Consider the following 23,486-nt stretch of genomic DNA (forward strand, 5'->3'; position numbering starts at 1 on the left):
TCTCCTCTGGCCTGGCGCGCATAGCCTTTGAGCCGCGGCAGGAATCTTAACGGCGGCTCCATGACAGGGCCATCCTGCGCCGACCTTGCATTCGGATAATGTGTATCCGACGCATCGCTTTTTCGAGGAAATGATGTTCATCTTTCGCATGAAGTCGCTTGCGGCCAAGCTCATCTTGGTCACCGGGCTGGCGATCGCACTCGTTCTGCTGGTTTCCAATTTTCTGCTGATTTCCCAGACCCGCGATCGCGTCGAGACGCTGACGATGGATCAGGCGAATACCGAGGCCAAATCCATTTCCAACGAGATCGCCGCCAATGTCGGCGAAATGGCGAGTGCCGCCCGCTCCATGGCCGCCATCATCGGCCGCGCCCACGAGGGCCATACCTTCGACCGCAAGGGCATGGTCAATATCCTCAAGGCGAATGTCGAGCAGAATGCCTTTGCCTTCGGCAGCTGGTTCTGTGAGCAGCTCGGCGCGCTGGATGGCAAGACGACCGAGCTTGCCAACAACAAGGATCAGGCCGTAAACGACAAGGGCGCCTTCACGCCCTATTGGTCGAAGACCAAGGATGGCGGCATCCAGTTCTCGACCTTCGACAATGATTACAGCGCCGCATGGTGGAAGCTTGCTGCCGACAGCGGCAAAGGCGCGATCACGCCACCCTACCTCGCGCAGGGCACCGATGTTCCGACGACCATGAGCTCGATTGCTTATCCGGTCATGTCGGGCGGAAAGCTGATCGGCGTTGCAGGCGTCGATATCTCCCTCAATTCGCTTTCGACGAAGCTGCAGAAGATGCAGCCTTTCGGCACCGGCCGCGTACTGCTGGTTTCCCAGGACAACAAATGGCTGGTGGCACCGACCGCCGACCTGCTGATGAAGGACTATAATGGTTCCGGCGCTGACGTCATCAAGGCAGCTTTGACCTCCTCTTCCGCAAGCATCCTCAAGAATCTTTCCGATGCAGGCAGCGAAGAATTCGACCGCGTCGTCTATCCTTTCGCCGTTCCGGGTCTCAATGCCACCTGGGTCGTTCTCATCGACGTACCGCACAGCGCAATCGCAGCACCCGTACGCGATCAGACCTACATGATGATCGTCGCTGGCATCCTGGTGCTTGCTGCCGTGATGCTCGCTCTTTACGCCGCTGTGCGCAGTTTCGTGCAGACGCCGCTTGCCGGCCTCGTCGCCAGCGTCAATCGCCTCAGCGCCGGCAATTATGCCGAGCCGGTCGCCGGTCAGGCTCGTGCGGACGAAGTGGGGTCAGTCGCCAAGGCATTGGAAGGGTTCCGCTTTGCGCTAGCCGACACCAAGCGCCTGGAAGGTGAAGCGAACGACCAGCGCCTGGCTGCCGAAGGCGAACGCCGCCGCTCGGAGAGCGAACGCAACGAGAGCGTTACCCTTCAGCGCCATATCGTCGGCATTCTCGGCCAAAGCCTCGCTGAGCTCTCCAAGGGCAATCTCACTCAGCGGATCACCGACGACTTCCCCGGCGAATATGCCCAGCTCAAGCAGGACTTCAATGCCGCGCTGGCGAGCCTCGAGGAGACGGTTCATACCGTCAATGTCAGCGTCGGCAATATCGGCAGCGGCACCGGCGAAATCAGCAATAGCGCCTCGGACCTCGCCCGCCGCACCGAACAGCAGGCGGCGAGCCTTGAAGAGACGGCAGCGGCCCTCAACGAGCTGACCGCGCAGGTCAATTCCAGCGCTGAAAACGCTCGTACGGCGGCAACCAGCGTCAATGCCGCATCAGAGGATGCAGAGCATTCCGGCGAAATCGTGCAGAAGGCCATTTCCTCCATGCACGGCATCGAGCAATCGTCGCAGGAGGTGTCGCGCATCATCGGCGTCATCGACGAAATCGCGTTCCAGACCAATCTCCTGGCGCTCAACGCCGGTGTCGAAGCAGCGCGTGCGGGCGAAGCAGGTAAGGGCTTTGCCGTGGTCGCGCAGGAAGTGCGCGAGCTGGCCCAGCGCTCGGCCAATGCCGCCAAGGAGATCAAGACCCTGATCAACGCTTCGGCCGGACAGGTCAAGGAAGGCGTCGATCTGGTCGGCCGCACGGGTGATGCCCTGCACAAGATCGCCCAGCAGGTCATGGAGATCAACGGCTTGATTCGCCAGATCTCCGCTTCCGCAAGCGAGCAAGCTATCGGCCTGAAAGAAATCAACTCGGCCATGAACCAAATGGACCAGGTAACCCAGCAGAATGCCGCGATGGTCGAGGAAACCACAGCCTCGAGCGTCGCGCTCGCCGAGGAAGCCCAGTCGCTCAGGGCGCTCGTTGCACGCTTCCGCACCGCCCGCGCCGTTCCGGACAATGCCAGCGCATTGCGGGCGACCGCCCAGCAGATGCGGGCTCCGGCGGCGCCGCGTCGCGCGCCTGCGCCCGCGGCAGCACCGGCACGCAAAGCCATTCCGCAGACACAGGGTGCCACGGCGCTTGCCCAGGACGATTGGGAAGAATTCTGAGCCAAATCGCTTGGGATATAATCAAAAAGGCCGCCGGAGCGATCCGGCGGCCTTTTGCATGGATCTGATCAGATGCGGGCGAACCGTTCCGTCAGCAGCGCGAAGAAGCCATCGGCATCGACGTCGCGCATGACCTTGGCATTGCGCTTGCGGTCGGTGACGTGCCACCAGTCGACGACAGTCATACCGACGGTCAGTTCCGAGGTCACTTCGATCTCGACATTGCATTCGCGGCCCTTGAAGAGCTCGGGCTTCAGAAGGTAGGCGATAACAGTCGGGTCGTGCAGCGGACCGCCGTCCGAACCGTATTTCTCCATATCGAAACGCTCGAAGAACTGCAGCATTTCGACCATGGCCTTGGCCGGGGGGGTCCCGACCGCGGCGATGCGCTCGACGCGATCCTTGCGCGTCAGCAGCTTGTGAGTGACGTCGAGCGGCATCATGATGATGGGAACGCCCGAACGGAACACGACGTCTGCCGCTTCCGGATCGACATAGATGTTGAACTCGGCGGCCGGCGTGATGTTGCCGCCCTCGAAGAAGCCGCCGCCCATCATCACGAGCTCGCGCACGCGGCCGACGATGTCAGGGGCCTTCTGAAACGCCATTGCGATATTGGTCAGCGGGCCAAGCGTGCAGAGGGTCACGGCGTCCTCAGGCTCCTTGCGCAGCGTATCGATGATGAAATCGACGGCGTGGCCTGGCTGCAGTTCCATTGTCGGCTCGGAGAGTTCCGGACCGTCGAGGCCGGTCTTGCCATGCACATGTTCGGCAGTGACCAGCTTGCGCTTGAGCGGCGCGTCGGCACCGGCAAACACCTTGACGTCGCGGCGATTGCAGAGCTCGCAGACGATGCGGGCATTGCGGCTGGTCAGCCGCAGCGGCACGTTGCCAGCGACGGTCGTGACGCCGAGCACCTCGATCTCCTCGCGGCTGCCGAAGGCGAGAAAGATCGCCGCGGCGTCATCCTGGCCGGGGTCGGTATCGATGATGATTTTTCTAGGTTCGGTCATGTCTTCAACTTTCCTCCGGTGCAGATCGACAGGCTTTGTCGCGGGTCCGGTCCGGCTTTGTCAAGCGCTCGCTCGCCATGCCACAAAACCATTTTTCACGATGGATTTTGATCTCGCACATGCGAAGACCTCATGGCTTGCACTCGCAGGCGCGTACTCCCATATTAGGGACAACCGGGTGCTGAAGATCAGGTCCGGAACGGTCGCTTGACACCCAAGGACTTTGAGACGATGAGCCGGACGACTCCCTTTGCCAGCCCGCTGCTTCTGGGCTTTGATACTATGGAAAAGACGCTTGAGCGGATTTCCAAGGTCAGCGACGGTTACCCTCCCTATAATATCGAACGAATGCGTGCGGACCGCCTGTCGGGCGAGCCGGAGCGTTTGCGCATCACGCTGGCGGTCGCCGGCTTTTCCGAAGACGAGCTTGACGTCACGACGGAAGAAAACCAGCTGCTGATCCGCGGACGCCAGATGGAACAAGGCGAGCGCGACTATCTCTACCGGGGCATTGCCGCCCGGCAATTCCAGCGCGTTTTCGTTCTTGCCGACGGCATGCAGGTGCTCGGCGCCACGCTGAAGAACGGTCTGCTCTCCGTCGATCTCATTCGGCCGGAACCGGACCGCGTGGTAAAGAAAATTAACATTTCGGTCTCACAGTAGAACAACGGCCTAGAGCCGGATGATTTCAGGCCGAATCAACCTGAAGTCTGAATCGGCTCTAGAATCAAAGAACTAGAGCACGACGTCACCTGAAAGCCGCTCACACTTTTGGTCATCATGCTCTGGAGCCGTTGGTCCCTCATACTGGAGGTACGAGCATGTTGTTGAAAGAAGCCACCGCCCGCCTGACCCAATCCGAACTTGCCAATATCGGAACCGGTGAGGTCGCCTATATCAGAAAAATGGATTGGTCCGAAGTATCCCGCTGCTTCCCGGAAGCGCCCGATATCGATCCGGATGTCGATCTTTGGGCGCTTTTTGGCGCCGACGGCACCCCGATCCTCTTGACGGACAATCGCTCCAGCACCTTCTATCGTGCTGCCGAAGACGAATTGAAGACGGTCAGCCTGCACTGACCACGAGCGTCGCCCGACGGTGAAAGTCACCGTCTGCAAGGACCGCATCGAACCGGCCCCCTCTTGCGATGCATGCGCATGATCCAGACCGCCCAAAGCGGCGGTCTTCGCGGGAGGGCGCGATCACATATATCTCAATTTCACCGTGATAACGAGCGATCAGGCTCTTTTGAAGGTCAGATAGGCCGACGAGCGCCCTTCGCGCCTGGCCTTGGCCTCGTAACGCGTGCTCGGCCAGCCCTCATAGGGCGTCAACCAGTCGGCGGCATTCTGCGCGGTCCACTCGAAGCCACCATGCGCCTGGCAATGCTGCAGCGTCCAATTGACGTAGGTGTCGATGTCGGAAGCGAAGCAGAAGAGCGCGCCAGGCTTCAGAACGCGATGGAAGCGGGCAAGGTTCACCTGCGAAACGAAACGGCGCTTCCAGTGCTTCTTCTTCGGCCAGGGATCGGGATAGAGCAGGTCGATCTGGTCCAAGCAGCCGTCGGGCAGCCAATCCAGCACCTGCGTCGCGTCGTCATTGTAGACACGGATATTGCGCGCGCCCGCGTCGTCGACGCTAGCAAGCAGCTTCTGCATCGAATTGACGAAAGGTTCCACGCCGATGAAGCCGGTCTTTGGCTGCTCCAGCGCCCGGTGAATCAGATGCTCTCCGCCGCCGAAACCGATCTCCAGGCGCAGACGCTCGGTCGGCACCGGGAAAAGGTCGTTCAGCGGCTGTGGCGCCGGGGCGGAAAGGTCGATGATGAACTGCGGCAGCAATGCTTCCAGCTTTTCAGCCTGTTGGCCGCGCAAGGCTTTACCCTTGCGCCGGCCGAAGAATGCTTCCGTCGCCCGCGACCGGCGCTCGGTATCTATCATGCGGCTTCCCGGAGCTTCACGGCTTCCTTGAGGGCCTTCACCAGGTCCGTACGCTCCCAGGAGAAGGAGCCGTCACGGCCGGCCTTGCGGCCGAAGTGACCGTAAGCCGAGGTCTTGGCGTAGATCGGCTTGTTGAGGTCGAGGTGGCGGCGGATGCCGGTCGGCGAGAGGTCCATGTTCTTGCGGATGGCCGCTTCGACCTGATCCTCGGTGACGCCCTTGCCCGTGCCGTGCAGGTCGACATAGATCGACAGCGGCTGAGCAACGCCGATGGCGTAGGAAAGCTGAATCGTGCAGCGATCGGAAAGGCCGGCGGCAACGACGTTCTTCGCCAGATAGCGGGCGGCATAGGCTGCGGAACGGTCGACCTTGGTCGTGTCCTTGCCGGAGAATGCACCGCCGCCATGCGGGGCTGCGCCGCCATAGGTATCGACGATGATCTTGCGGCCGGTGAGGCCGGCGTCGCCGTCTGGACCGCCGATGACGAACTTGCCCGTGGGATTGATGTACCACTTGCAATCGGAAGCGATCTTCAGGTCGCCGAGCGCTTCGACGATATAGGGCTCGACAACGGCACGAACCTTCTTCGAATCCCAGCTCTCGTCGAGATGCTGGGTGGAAAGCACGATCGAGGTCACTTCGGACGGCTTGCCGTCGACGTAACGGACCGTCACCTGGCTCTTGGCGTCGGGGCCGAGCTTGGCGACTTCACCATCGCCCTTCTTGCGGGCGGTAGCGAGCAGCTGCAGGATCTTGTGCGAATAGTAGATCGGCGCCGGCATGAGATCAGGCGTTTCCTTGCAGGCGTAGCCGAACATGATGCCCTGGTCGCCGGCACCTTCGTCACCCTGCTGGTCGGCGGCATTGTCGACGCCCTGGGCGATATCGGCAGACTGCGAATGCAGGAGCACGTCGATGCGTGCCTTCTTCCAATGGAAGCCGTCCTGCTCGTAGCCGATGTCCTTGATGGCGCGGCGTGCGGCAGCCTTGAACTTCGAAGGATTGATGACGTCGTTGCCATCCTTGTCCTTCTTCATCAGGCTCGGCGGCAAACGCACTTCACCGGCGATGACGACGCGATTGGTGGTGGCAAGGGTCTCACATGCAATGCGCACGGTCCATGGGTTTACGCCGGTCTTTGCAGCCTCGCGGTAAACCAGATCGACGATTTCATCGGAAATGCGGTCACAAACTTTATCCGGGTGACCTTCGGCAACAGACTCACTCGTAAACAGATAATTCGCGCGCATGCGGGATTCCCCTCAAAGAACAAATCTCTGCTTTTGATATTCGTCTCCGCCTCGAAAAACAAGCCGCACAAGGACATAAATATATCTTTATATCCCTGCTCAAGTGATAAAATTTTGCCGTAAATAGCGAAAAGGCGGCCAAAATGACCGCCTCTCGACTTTGCCAGTTTAACCCCGCTTCGAAGGGTTATTCGGCATCCGCCTCGGCCGCGAGCGCCTTCACCAGCTCGACAACCTTGCGTCGGACCTTGCCATCGGAAATTTTCACGAAGGCGCGGTTGAGCTGCAATCCTTCGGAAGACGACAGAAAGTCGACGACGTAGTTGGAGCTGGATGCCTCGGCCATGCCGCCCGCGCCGGCCGCGTGTTCGCCCGGTGCATCCTCGAAAAAGAAGGAAACCGGGACATTGAGGATGCTGGAGATATTCTGGAGGCGGCTGGCGCCAACGCGGTTGGTGCCTTTTTCGTATTTCTGGATTTGCTGAAACGTGATTCCGAGGCTTTCGCCGAGCTTCTCCTGGCTCATGCCAAGCATCGTGCGGCGGAGGCGTATGCGGCTACCGACATGAATGTCGATGGGGTTCGGCTTCTTTTTATTCTCAATCATCATTTTACCCTAACATAGGTTGAATTCAGGACCTGCCACCCGGTACCCTTCACCACCCCTATAACGCCACGTTGCAGCCGACGCCCCCAAGGCCTCCAGTCTACGTTCGAAAGGCGGACATCTAGCACTATGCAATTTTAGGGTTTTTTGGTCAATTCACCCTGAAAATAAAACCCATGCGCGAAATGGCGGCAATCATGCCGACTGCTCCGATGATCAACCAAAAGTATGTTTTTCTGGCTTTATCGTCGATGCGCGATACGGTTGCGCCACCTAAAGTGGTATCTATAAAGCCTTGCTGATTATAATCGATACCGGAAAGCACCCGTCCGTGTGCATCAACAAATGCTGAAATGCCGGTATTGGCGCTTCGAATCAACGGCAGTCCCTGCTCCACCGCCCTAACCCTTGCCTGCTGGAAATGCTGGTATGGGCCAGGCGTATCGCCGAACCATCCGTCGTTCGTGACGTTGAGGATGGCATCGGCCTGCCGGATCACCGAGGTCATCTCATTCGGGAAGATGATCTCGTAGCAGACCAACGGATAGAATTTGACGCCATCTGGCATGGTCAGCAGTTGCCGCTTTGTCGCCGCGGAGAAGCCGCCCGGCAGTTCCACCACGTTCTCGATGCCGAGATAGCTCAGAATGTGCTCGAAGGGCACGTACTCACCGAAGGGGACGAGATGGGTCTTGTCGGACGCGCCAGTGATCTGTCCCCGACCGTCGATGACATAGATCGAATTGTAGTAACGAGGCTCGACTCCCGGCCCCATGTCTTCGACGCGGACGGCCCCGGTGATCAGGATCTGATCGTCTTCGAGCTGATCGGCAATCCGCGCCAGCGCATCGCGATTATCGGTGAGGATGAAGGGCACGGCCGTTTCCGGCCAGACGATGATGTCGGGCCGCTTGCCGCCATTGGCAGGCGGCTGCACGGAAAGCGCCAGGTGCTTGTCGAAGATGGCGGCACGGTCGGCGGCCGTATCCATCTTGGTTTCCTGGTCGATCGAGGGCTGGACGATACGCACCACAGGTGCTGTCTTGGCATCGATTATCGGCGCTTCCGGCTGGCCTAATGCGTAATAGCCATAACCGAAATGAGCGGCAGCGATGAGGATGGCAAGGCCGATCCCTGGCACCCGCCCCTGCCGCGTGCCGAGCAGCGCAGGTGCCGCAAAGACGAAGACGGCAAGCACGGTCACCCCGAGCACACCGACCACATGCGCCGACTGCATCATCAGCGGAATGGGCATGGCGCCATAGCCAATGGCATTCCAGGGAAAGCCGGTGAAAAGAAAGCTGCGCAGCCATTCCAGGATACCGAAACTGAAGGCGAGTGCTGCGATACGCCCTAGGCCGTCGGACCAAAGGATGCGGGCAAGCACGGTCGCTAAGCCGTAGAAAACCGCGAGAAAGGCAGGAAGGCCGAGTATCGCCAGCGGCAAGGCCCAGGCGAATTCGTCGGCATCGATCAGCAGCGCGTGGCCAAGCCACCAGAGGCCGGCGACAAAATAGCCGAAGCCGAACAGCCAACCGGTGAAGAAGGCGGGCCAGAGGCGCCCGAGCAGACCGCTATCCGGGCCGGCAGCAACGCCATCCAGCAGCCAGACGAGCAGCGTGAACGAGACGAACATTGCCGCGAAAAAGCCGAAGGGCGGCAATGCCAGAACGCCGATGGCCCCCGCAAGGATTGTAAGCAACGCACGTTTGAAACCCCAGACGAGGATCACCCTGCCCGAAAGCCATTCCATGCGCCAGCTCCGTCCAATCGCGAATCAATTGGGCGCAGTCTTTCAAAAATGCAGCGATTTGTCCCGCTCTCGCGCCATTTATTGGCTGGCGGCATTACGCCCGGCCGGCGTTTCCTCGGCGATCGTTTCCGGTGCCGGCAAATCGCGCTCCGGCGCACCGGCATCGCCTTCAAGCTTAACGGTCGGTCGACGGCGGACGGCATGGCGCTTGCGCGTGATGCGCACCCGCTTGATGCGGCGCGGATCGGCATCGAGAATGTGGAATTCGAAGCCTGGAAGCGCCTGCACCACCTCGCCACGCACCGGAATGCGGCCAAGGGCGGAGAAGATCAGGCCACCCAGCGTATCCACCTCGTCCACCTGCTCGGCGATATCGAAATCCGGACCGATCGCGGCTGCGATCTCCTCCAGCTCGACACGGGCATCGGCGACGAAGACATCCTCGGAGACGCGCTTGAACATCACTTCTTCGTCATCGTGTTCGTCATCAATGTCGCCGACGACCATTTCGACGATGTCCTCATGCGACGCTAGGCCGTCCGTGCCGCCATATTCATCGATGACGAGGGCCATCTGCGTTCGGTTGACCTGCATGCGGCGCAGGAGATCGGAGGCGAGCATCGAAGGCGGCACGAACAGGATCTTGCGGATGATGCCGGCCTCAACCAGCGTCTTCTGCAGATCGACACGCGACAGATCGAAGTTCGGCTTGGCCGAGCGTGCCGGCTTTTCGGCCGCAGGGGCTGCCGTTGCAGAGGCCGCCGTCTTGGCACTGCCGCTGCGACGCTTATTGCGGGCCTGCTTGGCGACATAGGAGAGCAGGTCGCGGATATGCACCATGCCGCGCGGATCATCCAGCGTGTCGGCATAGACAGGCATGCGCGAACGGCCGCTTTCCTCGAAGAGGATCATCAGCTCGCCGATGGTGATATTCTGATCCACGGCCTCGATATCGGCGCGCGGCACCATGACATCCTCGACGCGCACCTCGCGGAAGCGCAGGATATTGTGCAGCATCGCACGCTCATCGGGCGAAAAGGCATCATCACCGGCGGCGTTGGTCATCAGCGCGTCGGCAAGGTCCTCGCGCAAGCGGGCGGCGTCCTGTGCCGGGCGCAGAATGCGCGCGGCACGTGCCCAGAATGAAGAATGGGATCGCTTGCCGTTGCTACTACTGCCTACCTCGTCTGAGGAGGCTGCTTCGGCTCCGTCTTTGGCCTCGGGGGCCGATCTTGTCGTAAAGTCGCTCATTGTTCCTGGTCAGACAGGGTTCAGATCAAATGGGGTCTTGTCCCGCATAGGGATCAGATAGGCCAAGACCAGCCAAAATGCGAGTCTCCAGCCCCTCCATTCTTTCGGCTTCACTATTATTCATATGGTCGTAGCCGAAGAGATGCAAGAAACCATGCACCATCAAATGCGTCAGATGGTCGTCAAAACTCTTTTCCAGATCGACCGCCTCACGTTCCACCGTCTCTCTGGCGATGATGATATCGCCCAGCATCGGGCCGGGCTTGCCGCCGGGTTCAAGCGGAAAAGCTGGAAAGGAAAGAACGTTCGTTGCCTTGTCCTGAGAGCGCCATTCCGCATTGATCTCGCGGATCGAAGCGTCGTCGGTAAAGACCAGCGACAATTCAGGGGCCATTTTTGGAAATGGCTGCTTCTCGTATTTCTTGAGATAATTTGCAGCTTCGCCCAGCACGCGCTCCGCAAGCGACTGCAATATATCTTCGGAGGGCCAATCGCCCTCCTCCACGCTTATCTGTATATCGAGTTCGGCCATGAGCTTTCGTAACCGCAGATCAGATCTGCGGATCGCTTTCCTCGGCCTTTGCGGCATAGGTGGAATCATAGGCCCGAACGATGCGCGCCACCAGCGGATGACGGACAACGTCCGTGTCCTTGAAGCGGACGATGGTGATGCCCTCGACGCCATCCAGCAGCTGCAGCGCTTCCACCAGGCCAGACTTGACGCCGCGCGGCAAGTCGATCTGGCTTGGGTCGCCCGTCACGATCATCCGTGAATTTTCGCCGAGACGGGTCAGGAACATCTTCATCTGCATGGATGTCGTGTTCTGTGCCTCGTCGAGGATGACGGCGGCGTTGGAGAGCGTGCGGCCACGCATGAAGGCGAGCGGCGCGATCTCGATGACGCCGGCCGTGATGGCACGTTCGACCTTGTCGCCGGGCATCATGTCATAAAGCGCGTCGTAGAGCGGTCGCAGATAGGGATCGACCTTTTCCTTCATGTCGCCGGGCAGGAAGCCCAGACGCTCGCCGGCTTCGACGGCCGGGCGCGACAGGATGATCTTTTCCACGGCACCGCGCTCCAGAAGCTGGGCGGCGTGCGCGACGGCGAGATAGGTCTTGCCGGTACCGGCAGGGCCGACGCCGAGGACGAGCTCGGAGCGCTCCAGTGCCCGCATATAGGCATCCTGCGTCGGCGTGCGCGCAATGATCGTCTTCTTGCGCGTCGAAATCTGCGCCATCGTCAACTTGGCTTTTCTCTCCATGGTCGGCAGCGTCAATTGGTCGTCGGCGGCAACCGCCATGCGGATAGCCCCCTCCACGTCGGAAGGCTCTACATTGCCGCCTTTTTGCAGCTTGTCATAGAGGTAATCGAGCGTCCGGCGCGCCTGATTAGTGGCCAGCACATCGCCCGTTATGACGACGGAATTGCCACGCGCGCGAGCATCGATGCCGAGGCGCTCCTCAAGCAGCTTCAAATTCTGGTCGAACTGCCCGAAAAGTTCACTGGCGAACCGATTATTCTCGAACGTCAGGGTGAAGTGATTGGCGTCGCTCGCGGTGCGGGGCTGGCGCGATGAAGAAGAAACCAATTCCTGTCCGTTCAAGCGGTGCGGCTCCTTTGGTCCGTCCGGAACCTAGAGCAATTCAGCAAAAAGGCTGTTGGTGCTGGTTCCGGTGATTCGTACGTTAATAATGTCACCGATTTGCGATGCTTTTGCATCAACATTCACAGATTGCAGCCAGGGAGAGCGTCCGATCAACTGGCCTGGCATCCGGCCCGGCTTTTCCAGAAGGATATCCACTGCTTTACCCACGCAAGCCTCGGCAAACGCATGCTGCTGCCTCAGCAGCAATGCCTGCAAACGCTCCAGCCGCTCGGTCTTGACCTCTTCGGGCACCTGATCCTTCAATTCCGCACCGGGTGTGCCCGGCCGCGTGGAATATTTGAACGAGAAGGCCTGTGCATAATTCACCTCCTCGATAAGCTTCAGTGTATCCTCAAAATCCTGATCTGTCTCCCCTGGGAAGCCGACGATGAAATCGCCCGAAAGAGCGATATCCGGGCGCGCAGTACGGATCTTCTCGATGAGCGTCAGATATTCCGCAGCTGTATGCCTTCGATTCATCGCCTTCAGGATGCGATCGGAGCCGGCCTGAACCGGCAGATGCAGATAGGGCATCAGCGTCCGCAGGTCGCGATGCGCGCCGATCAGGCGGTCGTCCATATCGCGCGGGTGGCTGGTGGTGTAGCGCAGCCGCGCGAGGCCGGGGATTTCCGACAGGCGATAGAGGAGATCGCCGAGGCTCCAGGCTTCGCCCTTCAGGCCGATACCGTGCCATGCGTTGACGTTCTGGCCGAGCAGCGTGATCTCGCGAACGCCGCCATCCACCAGCTTCTCGGCCTCTTCGACGATCTGGGAGACCGGGCGGGAGACTTCGGAGCCGCGCGTATAGGGCACGACACAGAAGGTGCAGAACTTGTCGCAGCCTTCCTGCACCGTCAGGAAGGCGGTGACGCCGCGAGCGCGGATCTTTGTCTTTTCGGCGATCGGCAGATGCTCGAACTTGTCCTCGATCGCATATTCCGTATCGACGACACGTTGACCTTCCTTGGCGCGACGAAGCGCATCCGGCAGGCGATGATAGGTCTGCGGGCCGATGACGACATCGACGGCGGGCGCACGGCGCAGGATTTCCTCGCCTTCGGCCTGGGCGACACAGCCGGTGACGCCGATCATCATGTCGCGGCCGTCGGCGGCCTTGCGCTTCTTCATCTCGCGCAGGCGGCCGAGCGCGGAATAGACCTTTTCGGCTGCCTTCTCGCGGATATGGCAGGTGTTCAACAGGACGAGATCGGCCTCTTCCATGTCCTCGGTCGGCTCGTAGCCGTCGCGGGAGAGCGCATCGCTCATCCGCGTGGAATCATAGACGTTCATCTGGCAGCCATAGGTCTTGATGAAGACCTTGCGGCTGTTGGAGCCGTCGCGGGAACCGAGCTGCAAAGCGTCGGCCGCCGGGGCATCGAGGGTCAGGCTATCCTTGGTCATGGGCCGCTATGTAGTGGCTTTTGCTTTCAGAGAAAATGAAAAAGTTGGAATCACCTTGAAATCAGGCGATCTCGCGCCCGAGCAGGCGGCTCGCAAGCATATTGCGGATGCGCCTGGCGATAGTGGCGCTGACCTGCTTGCGATTGGTGCCGGCGCGATAGTCCACCGCCTCGCCGAAACAGACGTCGACATCGATGGCACCGCATTGGATGATGCCCTTCAGGTGCGGCACAAGCTCGATATCCCCAGGCCATGCCGTCAGCGGGCGATAATAGCGGCCCATCGGCGTTCCATGGACGCGGGTATAGGCGACCGCGACCGGCTGGACATGCACGACGGCATCCGGCGCCTTCGGCAAGGCAGCGGCAGCGGCTCCGAACAGCGAGGACTTAACTTCGAGCAGGCGATTGCCATCCGAAGTCGTGCCTTCAGGGAACAACACCATGATTTCGCCATCGGCCATGCGGTCGGCAATCTCGTTGACCTGTTCGCCGGTCTTACGCTTCTGCTCGCGCTCGACGAAGACGCTCTTCTGCCACTGTGCAAAAAGCCCGAAGATCGGCCAGTCTCGCACTTCCGACTTGGCGATGAAGGAGACATCGGCCACTGCTGAAAGCACGAGAATATCCAGCCAAGACGAATGGTTGGAGGCCAGCATGAGAGGCCGGCTCGTCTCCATCTTGCCGATGACATGAATGCGCACACCGAGCCAATAGCAGACGATACGGTGCCAGTAGCGCGGCAGATAGCGCCGGAGTTTCCAGTCAAAGCGCAGGCAGAGGATCTGCAGCGGCAGCATCACCGCGCTGACGATGCAAATGACCACGGCGGCACAGCCGATGCGCAGCCAGGTCATCAAATCGCTCGCTCCTGCATGAAAGCCTTCACGTCAACCTTCGTCCTTCTTCAGCGGAATGCCGTAAAGCTCCAGCCGGTGGTCGACGAGTTTGAAGCCGTGTTCGCGGGCGATGCGCTCCTGCAGCGCCTCGATCTCCGGCGAATGGAATTCGATCACCTGGCCGCTCTTCAGGTCGATCAGATGATCGTGATGTTCTTCCGGCACGGTTTCGTAGCGGGAGCGACCATCGCGGAAGTCGTGGCGGGCGAGAAGCCCGGCATCCTCGAACAGCTTGACGGTGCGGTACACAGTGGAGATCGAGATTTTCGCATCCACCTCGACCGAGCGGCGATAGAGCTCCTCGACATCGGGGTGATCGCCGGAGCTCTCGATGATGCGCGCAATGACCCGGCGCTGCTCCGTCATGCGCATTCCGCGCTCGGCGCAAAGCTCCTCCAGGGATTTTACGGCGTCTTCCATCGATCGCTGTCTTCGGTCTGTTTGGACTGTGGCAACAGTTAGAGCGTCGAATTGCTGCTCTAACTATTTGTTTTGCCGCATTTGTGCGACGCAAGCGATGCCACTTGGCTGCAAAATGCTCTAGCGAAGAACGCGGCGCATGACAAGCGCCGTCGATTTCGCGCCGTTGTCGCCAACATAATAGGCTTTACGCTCCCCAACGGTCTCGAAGCCGAGCTTGCGATAGAGGCCGAGAGCCGGCTCATTGCCTCCATCGACCTCCAGGAACATGGTTTCGCCGCCGCGATTGCGGGCTTCCCGCAAAGCTGCCTGCATCAACCGCCAACCCAGACCGGAGCGTCCGAGTTTGGCGTTGACGGCGATTGTCAGGATTTCGCCCTCGCCCGCCACATGCCGAGCCAACACGAAACCGGGAAGCGCCTTTTTCAGGATGGCATTGGTCTGGCGGGCAACGAAGCCGAAGGTGGTCTCCTGCGAAAGGAGACCCTGAAATTCAGTCTCGTCCCATACCCGCGGGAAGCGTTCGCCGTGCAGGAGCGCCACTTCGGCACAGTCCTTAAGTTCCATCGGGACGATTTCGTATTCGGCTTTCAAGGTCAGATAGGATTCGAGCATGTCTATTGCCTGGCAACTGCGTATCCGGCCTGCGGTCTGGCATCGGGTCCGCGAAGATAAAGCGGCTTCGGCTTTTCGCCGGCAGGCTTGCCAGCGCCTAGCCGGGCGACGATGGCAATCGGAAATGCGTCTGGCCGCTCCGCAGGCGGCGCGTCGCTCAACCGGGCGACGGCCGTTCCGGTAACGATGCCATCGAAGGCACCGGCGATTGCCCGCGCTTCGTCGATCGTCACGGCCCGAGTCTCGTCCAGCGGGTTGCCATCGGCAGCGAAGCTCTGGAGATAGATCTCCTCGCGCTTAGCATCGATGGCAGCCAGAACCGACTTGCCCGGATTCTGCGCTCTGGCGGTCGCGGCCATGACCTCGAGGGTCGTGACACCAACCGCTGGAACATTGAGGGAAAGTGCGAAACCGCGTGCGGCTGCAACGCCGATGCGGATGCCGGTGAAGGAACCAGGCCCGACGGTCACGACGACACGCTCAATGGCGGAAAGCGCCACACCGGCTTTCGCCAGCGCTCCGTCGACAACGTGCATCAGATGCTCGGCATGTCCCCGTCCGATCGTTTCCGTGACCTCCCCCATCACAGAATCACTGCCGCTATCATACACAGCGGCAGCGCAATCCACACCTGCCGTGTCGAGCGCCAGTACGATCATGTCAATTTTTCCGCTAGGCCGGGATTAGACGGCTTCGACTTCCTGCACTTCCGGGACGAAATGGCGCAGCAGGTTCTGCACGCCATGCTTTAGCGTTGCCGTGGAGGACGGGCAACCCGAGCACGAGCCCTTCATGTTGAGGTAGACCTTGCCGTCGCGGAAGCCACGGAACGTGATGTCGCCGCCATCCTGGGCAACGGCGGGACGAACGCGGGTATCAAGCAGTTCCTTGATGGTCAGCACGATCGCCTCGTCACCTTCGTCGAAGAATTCGCCGCCGGCATCCTGCACTTCGGACAGAACGGATGCCGAGCCCATGACCGGCTTGCCGGACATGAAATGCTCCATGATCGAACCGAGGATGGCGGGCTTCAGATGCTGCCATTCCTGATTTTCCTTGGAGACGGAAATGAAGTCATAACCGAAGTAAACGCCGATCACGCCCGGGATTTCGAAGAGGCGGGCAGCGAGCGGCGAAGCTTCGGCTTCCTCGCCGCTGCGGAATTCGGCCGTGCCGTTTTCCATCACCACTTTGCCCGGCAGAAACTTGAGGGTCGCGGGGTTCGGCGTCGCTTCGGTCTGAATGAACATCTTGATCTCCATGCGGCGGGCAGATGCCCGATCCCGACTTTAGAATATTTCAAAAGAAGATAGGCCTTTTGGCCATTCTATTCAAGAGAGTGTTTCTCAAGAAATGGCACACGCGATCAACTCAGCGCGTCGATTTCCTCATTGCTCAGCGTATCCGGGAGCACCGTCACCGGGATCGGGAAAGCAGCGGCACGACCGGCGATCGACGAGACGAGCGGACCTGGGCCTTCCTTGGCGGAACCGGCGGCAAGCACGAGAAGAGCGATATCTCGATCCTCTTCAATCACCGCATTGATCTGCTCGGCGGCAGCACCCTCGCGGATGACGATTTCCGCGTCGATGCCGATGTTTTCGCGCACGGTCTGCGCAGCCTTTGCGGTTGCTGCCTCGGCCTCCTCGCGCGCTTCCGCCCGCATGATCTCCTCGACCCCCAGCCATTGCTGGAAGTCGCCCTCAGGAATCACGTACAGCAGCACGAGACCGCCATTGGAATTCTTGGCGCGCCGGCCGGCATAATGGACGGCGCGCTGGCATTCAGGCGTGCCGTCGATGACCGCCATGAACTTGCGGCGATGGCCTTCGAGCCGAGAGAGACGTTTTGAAACCATGCGGCGACTCTGACACTCGAAGGCGGCGTTTTGCAAGCCCCCCGTTTGGCAACGGGAGCTCTCCATTACGACATCATCAATAGAGAAAGCCGATGATGTCGCGGATCTGCTTCATGGTCACGTCGGCGCGGGCGCGGGCACGCGCGCTGCCATCGCGCAGAACGGCGTCGATATGGCCGGGATCGGCCATGAGGCGGCGCATTTCCATCGTGATCGGCGAGAGCACATGCACGGCGAGATCGACCAGCGCCGGCTTAAAGACCGAGAACTGCTGGCCGCCGAATTCGGAGAGAACCTCGGCCTTCGATTTGTCGGCAAGGGCCGCATAGATGCCCACCAGATTGTCGGCCTCGGGACGGCCGGCAAGACCGGCGATTTCGCTTGGCAAGCCATCCGGATCGGTCTTGGCCTTGCGGATCTTCTTCGAGATGTTTTCCTCGTCATCGAGCAGGTTGATGCGCGAGAGGTCCGAGGCGTCCGATTTCGACATCTTCTTCGTACCATCGCGCAGCGACATGACGCGCGGCGCCGGGCCGTCGATCAGCGGCTCGACCATGGGGAAATAGGCATGCACCGGCTCGTCGCCGACGGTGATGTCGATGCCATAGCCCGTGCGGCGGATATGCTCCATGTAGTCAAGATTGAACTTCATGGCGATGTCGCGGGTCAGCTCCAGATGCTGCTTCTGGTCGTCGCCGACCGGAACATGCGTGGCGCGATAGAGCAGAATGTCGGCGGCCATCAGGCTCGGATAGGCGTAAAGGCCGAGCGAGGCCTGCTCGCGATCCTTGCCGGCCTTGTCCTTGAACTGCGTCATGCGGTTCATCCAGCCGATGCGGGCGACGCAGTTGAAGATCCAGGCAAGCTCAGCATGGCCGGGCACGGCCGACTGATTGAAGACGATATGCTTTTCCGGATCGATGCCGGCGGCAAGGAAGGCCGCAGTGATCGAACGCGTCTGGTTCGGCATGTCCTCATGGACGAGCTGCGCCGTCAGCGCATGCATGTCGACGACGCAATAGATGCAGTCGTTATTGGCCTGCAGCGCCACGAACTTGCGGATTGCGCCGAGGTAATTGCCGAGATGGAGATTGCCGGTGGGCTGGACGCCGGAGAATACGAGCGGCTTGAATTCGGTCATGTCGTCCTCAAAAGGCTTGTGGAGGGCCTGGGCGAGCGGCGCTCGACCCTTGGTTTCGAGCGGCTTATGCACGGCGGATAGGTTGGGATCAAGAGGTTATATGGGGCAGTCTCAGGAAGAATGCTGGATCAGATCCCAGGTGTTGCCATAGGGATCGGCAAAGACAGCCACGGTGCCATAGACCTCATGGCGCGGCTCCTCCAGAAAGCGCACGCCCTTTGCCTTCATCACGGCATGATCGCGGGCGAAATCATCGGTCTTGAGGAAGAAGCCGACGCGGCCGCCGGTCTGATTGCCGATCGCGGCACGCTGGCTGTCGCTAGCGGCCTGGGCGAGCAATAATGCTGCCCCTTCTCCGCCTTTCGGCCGGACGACGACCCAGCGCTTGCTCTCCGGCTGCACTTCGTCAGCCAAGCACTCGAAGCCAAGGGCATCGCAGTAGAAGGTCTTGGCACGGTCGTAATCATCGATGACAAGGGTAACGAGGAACAAGGATTGGGACATGTGAGGGCTCCGGTATAAAAATCATTTGCGAAGTGACAGAGGGGTATCAGAGGCTCCAAATGCACTGAGGTTGGATACCCCTTACTCCCCATTCACCGCCTTCGCATCCGGCGCCGCTGCAGCCGGGCGCTTGCGCTTCAAATTGCGGCGTACCATACCCAAATCCACGCCGCCGATGAGGAAGGCGACAATGAAATACACCGCCATCGCAATCACTATGAGCAAGCCCAGGACGCCGGTCTTGGTGAGCAGCGTCGAGCCGGATCCCAGAAGCGGCTCCCACCGATGAGACAAATATACGATGACGCCACCCATGACGGCGGAGGAGACGAGCAGCATGGCGGTGCGTCGCACCAGCGACCATTCCCAGGCGAGATGCCCGCGGCGATAGAGCGTAACGAAGAGCTGTACAGCGTTCAGCCAACCGGCAACCGCCTCAGCGAGCGCAATGCCGCGTTCCGCCAGCACCGGGAAAAGCAGGATGGACAGCGCCGAATTGACGGCGACGGCGATCGCCGTGTAGCGCATCGGCGATTTCGTATCTTCGCGAGCGTAAAAGCCGGGCTGCAAGGCCTTGATCAGCACGAAAGCCGGCAAGCCCAGGCCGAAGATGGCGAGGATGGAGCCGACCAGCGTTGTATTGTTCGCGTTAAAGGCGCCGCGCTCGTAAAGCACGCGGATAATATCGTCGGAGAGCAGCCAAAGGGCGACAGCAGCCGGCAGGGTCAGGAACAGCACGAATTCGATCGAGCGGTTCTGGATATTGGCAGCTTCCTTGATGTGGCCTGACTTTAGCGAACGGGCCAGTTCCGGCAGAAGCACGATTCCGACGGCGACGCCAACGACGCCGAGCGGCAACTGGTAGATGCGGTCTGCATATTGCAGGGCGGCGATCGCGCCTTCCTTGCCCGAGGCGATCGCCTGGCCGATCACCAGATTGATCTGAGTGACGCCGCCGGTGATGGCTGCAGGGATCGCAAGAAGCAGGAGCCGCTTGACATTGGGTGTGAAGCGCGGAAAGCGCAGGCCGATACTGATGCCCGCATGACGCACGCCGATATAGACGACAGCCAGCTGCAGCACGCCCGCCACCAGCACCGACCAGGACAGATACCAGGCGGTGGTCAGCGGATCGGCGCCAAAATAGATCGCGTAGAACAGCGCGCTGATCATCACCAGGTTCAGGAAGATCGGAGCCACCGCCGCGGCGAAGAAATGATGCAGCGAATTCAGCATGCCGCTCATCATCGCCGTCAGCGACATCGACATGAGATAGGGGAACATCACGGCCGCCAACCGGACCGTCAAGTCGAATTTCTCGGCATCGTCGGCAAAACCAGGCGCGATGACCCAACGCACCAGGAGTGGCATGGCCAGTTCCATGACGATGGTGATCAGCAGCAGGACCGAGAAGAGAACGCCGAACACTTCTTCCGAAAAGCGCTTGGCGCCGTCGATGCCATTCGCCTCGATTTCCTTGGCAAAGAGCGGAACGAAGGCGGCGTTAAAGGCGCCTTCGGCAAACAGACGGCGGAAGAGGTTCGGAAAGCGGAAGGCGGCATAGAAGACGTCTGCCATTGGCCCGGTGCCGAGGGCAGCGGCCATCAGCGTTTCGCGGGCGAAGCCGAAGATGCGGCTGCCAAGCGTCGCGCCGCCGACCGTGATGAATTTCTTGACTAGGCTCATGCGGCAGAACCGGCTTTCTTCTCAGTGTCTGACTTTTCGACGGCGATGCCGCGCGTGGCGGCGGGTGCAATGATGCCGGAGGGCATGCGTTCGCGCATTTCATCCTCCTCGCCGGCCATGACGGCTTTCAGGCGTGCGGTGATATAGGCTCGCCTGTTCTCGTTGGAAATCTTCTGGCCCACCAGGTCGGCGACATAGAAGGTATCGATGACCTTTTCGCCGAAGGTGGTGATGCGGGCAGACTGGATATCGAGCGACAGGTCCGAAAGAACGGCCGTGATTTCCGACAGCAGGCCGGGGCGGTCGAGGCATTCGACCTCGATGACCGTGAACTTGTTGGAGAGGCTGTTGGTGATGATGACCGACGGCGGGATGACGAAAGCCTTGTTCTTGCGGCGGTTCTTCGTCCGGGTCGCGATGACCTCCGGCAGCCGCTTGCGGCCGGCCAGCACGTCCTCGATCATCTTGCCGATGGTGCCGGCGCGGCGCAATTCGTCGGCATCATCGGGGAATTCGCGGCTGACATGGATGGTGTCGAGCGCGCGGCCATCCGATGTCGTGAAGATCTGCGCATCGGCGATATTGGCGCCCGCAGCGGCGCAGGCGCCGGCGATCACGGTCAAAAGACGCGGATGGTCAGGCGAGAGCACGGTGATCTCGGTGATGGCGTGGAAGCTGTCGGTGCGCACCATGGTGGCGAGGACCTTCCCCGCCTTGTCGGATTCGCGCATGAACTGCGTATGGCGGACTTGATCTTCCAGCGGCACGGACAGCAGATAGGGCTGATAGTGGAGCTTGACGTAGGCCTTGCGCTCCTTCTGGCTCCAATCAGCAAGTGCATGCTCCAGCGCTCCGGCGGCAGCCTCGGCGCGTTCCTTGCGCGAGACTTCAGAGAACCCGCCTGACAGCAGCAGCTCGGTCTCGTAGTATAGCGTACGCAGCAGCTGGCCCTTCCAGCCATTCCAGACGCCAGGGCCGACGGCGCGGATGTCGCAGACGGTCAGGATCAGCAGCATCTTCAGCCGGTCGAGCGACTGCACCCGGTCGGCAAAATCGATGATCGTCTTACGGTCGGTCAAGTCGCGTGTCTGGGCGACCATCGACATGGTCAGGTGTTCGGCGATCAGCCAGACCACCAGCTCCGTCTGCTTCGGTGAAAGGCCGAAGCGCGGGCAGAGCTTGCGTGCGACTGCGGCGCCGGCTTCCGAATGGTCCTCCTCGCGGCCCTTGGCGATATCGTGCAACAGGACGGCGACATAGAGCGCGTCGCGATCCTCGATATTGGGCATCAGCTTGTTGGTGAGCGGATGAATATCCTCGGCCTTGCCCTTGTCGATTTCCGACAGCACCTCGACGGCACGGATGAGATGCTCGTCCACCGTATAGTGGTGATACATGTTGAACTGCATCATCGAGACAATCTTGCCGAATTCCGGAATGAAACGCCCGAGTACGCCGGCCTCGTTCATGCGGCGCAGGATCAGAGCGGGATCGCGCTTCGAGGTGAGGATGGAGAGGAAGAGCCGGTTCGCCTCCTCGTTCTCGCGCAGATCGTTGTCGATCAGGCTCAGCGAGCGGGTGACGCGCTTCAATGCATCCGGATGGAATTCAAGCCCGTTGATATCGGCAACGAAGAACAGCCGGATGAGACTGACCGGATCGCGTTTGAAGACATCGGGATTGGCAAGCGCGATACGGCCGCGGTCCTCGACGAATTCGACGGTGCCGGGAATCTTGCGCGAGCGGTTGGCAAAGCGGCTGATGACGCCGGTGAGCCCCGGGGTAGCCTTTGCCTGCTGGTCCTCAAGTGCCGCGCAGAGGATGCGGGTGAGATCGCCGACATCCTTGGCGACAAGGAAATAGTGCTTCATGAAGCGCTCGACGGCCGAAAGGCCCGGGCGGGCGTGATAGTCGAGGGCTGCAGCGATATCGCGCTGGATATCGAAGGAAAGCCGCTCTTCCGCCTTGCCGGTCAGGAAATGCATGTGGCAGCGCACGGCCCAGAGGAAATCCTCGGCCTTTTCGAAGAGGCGGTATTCCTGTTTCGAGAGCACGCCGAGCTTCACCAGCTCGGCTGGATCGCGGACGTGATAGTAATATTTCGAGATCCAGAACAGCGTGTGCAGGTCGCGCAGGCCACCCTTGCCTTCCTTGACGTTGGGCTCGACCAGATAACGGGTGTCGCCCGCCTTGCGGTGGCGCTCGTCACGCTCGGCGAGCTTGGCGGCGATGAATTCCGGTCCGGTATTGGTGACGATCTCCTTGTCGAAACGGGTTTGCAGCTCGCGCTCCAGCGCGATGTTGCCGCAGATATAGCGGGTCTCGAGAATGGCGGTGCGCACCGTCATATCAGACTTGGCCTCGCGGATGCATTCCTCGACCGTGCGCGTGGCATGGCCGACTTTGAAGCCCATGTCCCAAAGCATATAGAGAATGAATTCGACCGCCTTGTGCGTCTCGCTCGCCGGCTTGGGCTGGAAGAGGAAGAGAAGGTCGATATCGGAGCCAGGCGCCAGCGTATCGCGGCCATAGCCGCCCACGGCAGTGACGGAGAAGGCGCCTGCCTGTTTCGGATAGACGTGACGGACGGTGAAATCGTAGAGGACGGTGATGATCTGGTCCTGCAGCCAGGAAATACGGTGCGCGCAATTGAGTCCGCTGCCGTCGGCATTCAGCAATCGCCGCGCTTCTTCCCGCCCATCCTGGCTTGCCTTTTTCAACAGCGCCAGCAGCGCGGAGCGCTCTTCATTCTTGTCCAGGCCGCGTTTGGCGAGGGCCTCGCACTCCGCCTTCAGCGCGGATACATCGAGAATGGTCGAAAAATCGATATGATGCGTTTCCATGCTCTGCCGATCGGCTTTCTCTTCGCTGACCGCGGCCCGTTGCCGGCGCGCCTGTCTTTTCGTCTGCATGCGCTATAGCCTCTTTGGCCCGCGATTAACACAGGCATTCTACGCCCGCATCCCCGCAAGTCAGCCAGAGCCGACCACGTCGAATCGGTGATCCCTCAAGATTTCTATCTGG

22 protein-coding genes are annotated in these 23,486 nt (G+C 60.4%); 3 read left to right on the forward strand and 19 right to left on the reverse strand.

Annotated elements, in window-relative coordinates; translation table 11 throughout:
• Nucleotides 1-133 precede the first annotated feature (133 nt).
• Nucleotides 134-2,479, forward strand: a complete 2,346-nt coding sequence (locus PH558_RS10470; RefSeq protein WP_285204057.1) for a methyl-accepting chemotaxis protein — start codon at nt 134-136, stop codon at nt 2,477-2,479.
• A gap of 68 nt (nt 2,480-2,547) precedes the next feature.
• Here the strand turns inward: PH558_RS10470 and PH558_RS10475 are convergent, their stop codons facing one another.
• On the reverse strand, nt 2,548-3,492 hold the full coding sequence (locus tag PH558_RS10475; RefSeq protein ID WP_285204058.1) for a nucleoside hydrolase: 945 nt from the start codon (nt 3,490-3,492) through the stop codon (nt 2,548-2,550).
• A 231-nt stretch (nt 3,493-3,723) separates the two neighbouring features.
• On the opposite strand from PH558_RS10475, the gene PH558_RS10480 reads away from it, so the two are divergent.
• Together PH558_RS10480 and PH558_RS10485 are read left to right on the forward strand one after the other, a co-directional pair.
• Entirely contained in the window at nt 3,724-4,155 is a 432-nt protein-coding gene (locus PH558_RS10480; RefSeq protein WP_095433817.1) for an Hsp20 family protein, read from the forward strand.
• A gap of 158 nt (nt 4,156-4,313) precedes the next feature.
• Entirely contained in the window at nt 4,314-4,571 is a 258-nt protein-coding gene (locus tag PH558_RS10485; protein WP_069611167.1) for a BQ00720 family protein, read from the forward strand.
• Nucleotides 4,572-4,730: 159 nt separating this feature from the next.
• Here the strand turns inward: PH558_RS10485 and trmB are convergent, their stop codons facing one another.
• From trmB to PH558_RS10575, 18 genes are all read right to left on the reverse strand, one after another.
• Nucleotides 4,731-5,432 carry a tRNA (guanine(46)-N(7))-methyltransferase TrmB gene (gene trmB, locus PH558_RS10490; protein WP_285204060.1) on the reverse strand — a complete coding sequence of 234 codons (702 nt, stop codon included), beginning with the start codon at nt 5,430-5,432 and terminating at the stop codon, nt 4,731-4,733.
• Entirely contained in the window at nt 5,429-6,682 is a 1,254-nt protein-coding gene (metK, locus tag PH558_RS10495) for a methionine adenosyltransferase (RefSeq protein ID WP_095433815.1), read from the reverse strand. Before metK ends, trmB begins: the two co-directional genes overlap by 4 nt.
• Nucleotides 6,683-6,869: 187 nt before the next feature.
• Nucleotides 6,870-7,289: a helix-turn-helix domain-containing protein gene (locus tag PH558_RS10500; RefSeq protein WP_041677790.1), complete on the reverse strand. Its 420-nt coding sequence runs from the start codon at nt 7,287-7,289 to the stop codon at nt 6,870-6,872.
• 151 nt (nt 7,290-7,440) lie between these two features.
• Nucleotides 7,441-9,042: an apolipoprotein N-acyltransferase gene (gene lnt, locus PH558_RS10505; protein WP_285204062.1), complete on the reverse strand. Its 1,602-nt coding sequence runs from the start codon at nt 9,040-9,042 to the stop codon at nt 7,441-7,443.
• Nucleotides 9,043-9,120: 78 nt separating this feature from the next.
• Entirely contained in the window at nt 9,121-10,293 is a 1,173-nt protein-coding gene (locus tag PH558_RS10510) for a hemolysin family protein (protein ID WP_285204064.1), read from the reverse strand.
• A gap of 25 nt (nt 10,294-10,318) precedes the next feature.
• The gene (ybeY, locus tag PH558_RS10515) at nt 10,319-10,825 is read right to left on the reverse strand and encodes an rRNA maturation RNase YbeY (RefSeq protein WP_095433812.1); all 507 of its coding nucleotides are present in this window, start codon (nt 10,823-10,825) and stop codon (nt 10,319-10,321) included.
• Nucleotides 10,826-10,844: 19 nt separating this feature from the next.
• On the reverse strand, nt 10,845-11,897 hold the full coding sequence (locus tag PH558_RS10520) for a PhoH family protein (RefSeq protein WP_095433811.1): 1,053 nt from the start codon (nt 11,895-11,897) through the stop codon (nt 10,845-10,847).
• A gap of 30 nt (nt 11,898-11,927) precedes the next feature.
• The gene (gene miaB / locus PH558_RS10525) at nt 11,928-13,340 is read right to left on the reverse strand and encodes a tRNA (N6-isopentenyl adenosine(37)-C2)-methylthiotransferase MiaB (RefSeq protein WP_285204065.1); all 1,413 of its coding nucleotides are present in this window, start codon (nt 13,338-13,340) and stop codon (nt 11,928-11,930) included.
• Nucleotides 13,341-13,401: 61 nt separating this feature from the next.
• A complete protein-coding gene (gene olsA / locus PH558_RS10530; protein WP_095433809.1) occupies nt 13,402-14,199 on the reverse strand; it encodes a lyso-ornithine lipid O-acyltransferase in 798 nt (265 codons plus the stop codon).
• A 30-nt stretch (nt 14,200-14,229) separates the two neighbouring features.
• Complete coding sequence (locus PH558_RS10535) at nt 14,230-14,658, reverse strand: Fur family transcriptional regulator (RefSeq protein WP_095433808.1); 429 nt, start codon at nt 14,656-14,658, stop codon at nt 14,230-14,232.
• A gap of 120 nt (nt 14,659-14,778) precedes the next feature.
• Nucleotides 14,779-15,273: a GNAT family N-acetyltransferase gene (locus PH558_RS10540; RefSeq protein ID WP_095433807.1), complete on the reverse strand. Its 495-nt coding sequence runs from the start codon at nt 15,271-15,273 to the stop codon at nt 14,779-14,781.
• Nucleotides 15,274-15,275: 2 nt separating this feature from the next.
• Nucleotides 15,276-15,932, reverse strand: a complete 657-nt coding sequence (gene tsaB, locus PH558_RS10545) for a tRNA (adenosine(37)-N6)-threonylcarbamoyltransferase complex dimerization subunit type 1 TsaB (protein ID WP_095433806.1) — start codon at nt 15,930-15,932, stop codon at nt 15,276-15,278.
• Between the two features lie 24 nt (nt 15,933-15,956).
• Entirely contained in the window at nt 15,957-16,523 is a 567-nt protein-coding gene (locus tag PH558_RS10550) for a NifU family protein (RefSeq protein ID WP_095433805.1), read from the reverse strand.
• Nucleotides 16,524-16,639: 116 nt separating this feature from the next.
• Complete coding sequence (locus PH558_RS10555) at nt 16,640-17,131, reverse strand: universal stress protein (RefSeq protein ID WP_095433804.1); 492 nt, start codon at nt 17,129-17,131, stop codon at nt 16,640-16,642.
• Nucleotides 17,132-17,207: 76 nt separating this feature from the next.
• The gene (gene trpS, locus PH558_RS10560; protein WP_145322270.1) at nt 17,208-18,272 is read right to left on the reverse strand and encodes a tryptophan--tRNA ligase; all 1,065 of its coding nucleotides are present in this window, start codon (nt 18,270-18,272) and stop codon (nt 17,208-17,210) included.
• A 111-nt stretch (nt 18,273-18,383) separates the two neighbouring features.
• Nucleotides 18,384-18,776, reverse strand: a complete 393-nt coding sequence (locus PH558_RS10565) for a VOC family protein (protein WP_285204069.1) — start codon at nt 18,774-18,776, stop codon at nt 18,384-18,386.
• Nucleotides 18,777-18,857: 81 nt separating this feature from the next.
• Nucleotides 18,858-20,462: a murein biosynthesis integral membrane protein MurJ gene (gene murJ / locus PH558_RS10570; RefSeq protein WP_095433801.1), complete on the reverse strand. Its 1,605-nt coding sequence runs from the start codon at nt 20,460-20,462 to the stop codon at nt 18,858-18,860.
• Nucleotides 20,459-23,374, reverse strand: coding sequence for a [protein-PII] uridylyltransferase (locus PH558_RS10575; protein WP_285204070.1), 2,916 nt, complete (start codon nt 23,372-23,374; stop codon nt 20,459-20,461). Before PH558_RS10575 ends, murJ begins: the two co-directional genes overlap by 4 nt.
• Between the last annotated feature and the right edge of the window lie 112 nt (nt 23,375-23,486).

Source organism: Rhizobium pantanalense (assembly GCF_030182525.1).
In the GTDB taxonomy this organism is placed as follows: domain Bacteria; phylum Pseudomonadota; class Alphaproteobacteria; order Rhizobiales; family Rhizobiaceae; genus Rhizobium.

What these genes read in the sequence shown, in the direction of transcription:
- PH558_RS10470 (WP_285204057.1), top strand. Translation starts at nt 134, where the DNA reads ATGTTCATCTTTCGCATGAAGTCGCTTGCGGCCAAGCTCATCTTGGTC.
- PH558_RS10475 (WP_285204058.1), bottom strand. Translation starts at nt 3,492, where the DNA reads ATGACCGAACCTAGAAAAATCATCATCGATACCGACCCCGGCCAGGAT.
- PH558_RS10480 (WP_095433817.1), top strand. Translation starts at nt 3,724, where the DNA reads ATGAGCCGGACGACTCCCTTTGCCAGCCCGCTGCTTCTGGGCTTTGAT.
- PH558_RS10485 (WP_069611167.1), top strand. Translation starts at nt 4,314, where the DNA reads ATGTTGTTGAAAGAAGCCACCGCCCGCCTGACCCAATCCGAACTTGCC.
- trmB (WP_285204060.1), bottom strand. Translation starts at nt 5,432, where the DNA reads ATGATAGATACCGAGCGCCGGTCGCGGGCGACGGAAGCATTCTTCGGC.
- metK (WP_095433815.1), bottom strand. Translation starts at nt 6,682, where the DNA reads ATGCGCGCGAATTATCTGTTTACGAGTGAGTCTGTTGCCGAAGGTCAC.
- PH558_RS10500 (WP_041677790.1), bottom strand. Translation starts at nt 7,289, where the DNA reads ATGATTGAGAATAAAAAGAAGCCGAACCCCATCGACATTCATGTCGGT.
- lnt (WP_285204062.1), bottom strand. Translation starts at nt 9,042, where the DNA reads ATGGAATGGCTTTCGGGCAGGGTGATCCTCGTCTGGGGTTTCAAACGT.
- PH558_RS10510 (WP_285204064.1), bottom strand. Translation starts at nt 10,293, where the DNA reads ATGAGCGACTTTACGACAAGATCGGCCCCCGAGGCCAAAGACGGAGCC.
- ybeY (WP_095433812.1), bottom strand. Translation starts at nt 10,825, where the DNA reads ATGGCCGAACTCGATATACAGATAAGCGTGGAGGAGGGCGATTGGCCC.
- miaB (WP_285204065.1), bottom strand. Translation starts at nt 13,340, where the DNA reads ATGACCAAGGATAGCCTGACCCTCGATGCCCCGGCGGCCGACGCTTTG.
- PH558_RS10535 (WP_095433808.1), bottom strand. Translation starts at nt 14,658, where the DNA reads ATGGAAGACGCCGTAAAATCCCTGGAGGAGCTTTGCGCCGAGCGCGGA.
- PH558_RS10540 (WP_095433807.1), bottom strand. Translation starts at nt 15,273, where the DNA reads ATGCTCGAATCCTATCTGACCTTGAAAGCCGAATACGAAATCGTCCCG.
- tsaB (WP_095433806.1), bottom strand. Translation starts at nt 15,932, where the DNA reads ATGATCGTACTGGCGCTCGACACGGCAGGTGTGGATTGCGCTGCCGCT.
- PH558_RS10550 (WP_095433805.1), bottom strand. Translation starts at nt 16,523, where the DNA reads ATGTTCATTCAGACCGAAGCGACGCCGAACCCCGCGACCCTCAAGTTT.
- PH558_RS10555 (WP_095433804.1), bottom strand. Translation starts at nt 17,131, where the DNA reads ATGGTTTCAAAACGTCTCTCTCGGCTCGAAGGCCATCGCCGCAAGTTC.
- trpS (WP_145322270.1), bottom strand. Translation starts at nt 18,272, where the DNA reads ATGACCGAATTCAAGCCGCTCGTATTCTCCGGCGTCCAGCCCACCGGC.
- PH558_RS10565 (WP_285204069.1), bottom strand. Translation starts at nt 18,776, where the DNA reads ATGTCCCAATCCTTGTTCCTCGTTACCCTTGTCATCGATGATTACGAC.
- murJ (WP_095433801.1), bottom strand. Translation starts at nt 20,462, where the DNA reads ATGAGCCTAGTCAAGAAATTCATCACGGTCGGCGGCGCGACGCTTGGC.
- PH558_RS10575 (WP_285204070.1), bottom strand. Translation starts at nt 23,374, where the DNA reads ATGCAGACGAAAAGACAGGCGCGCCGGCAACGGGCCGCGGTCAGCGAA.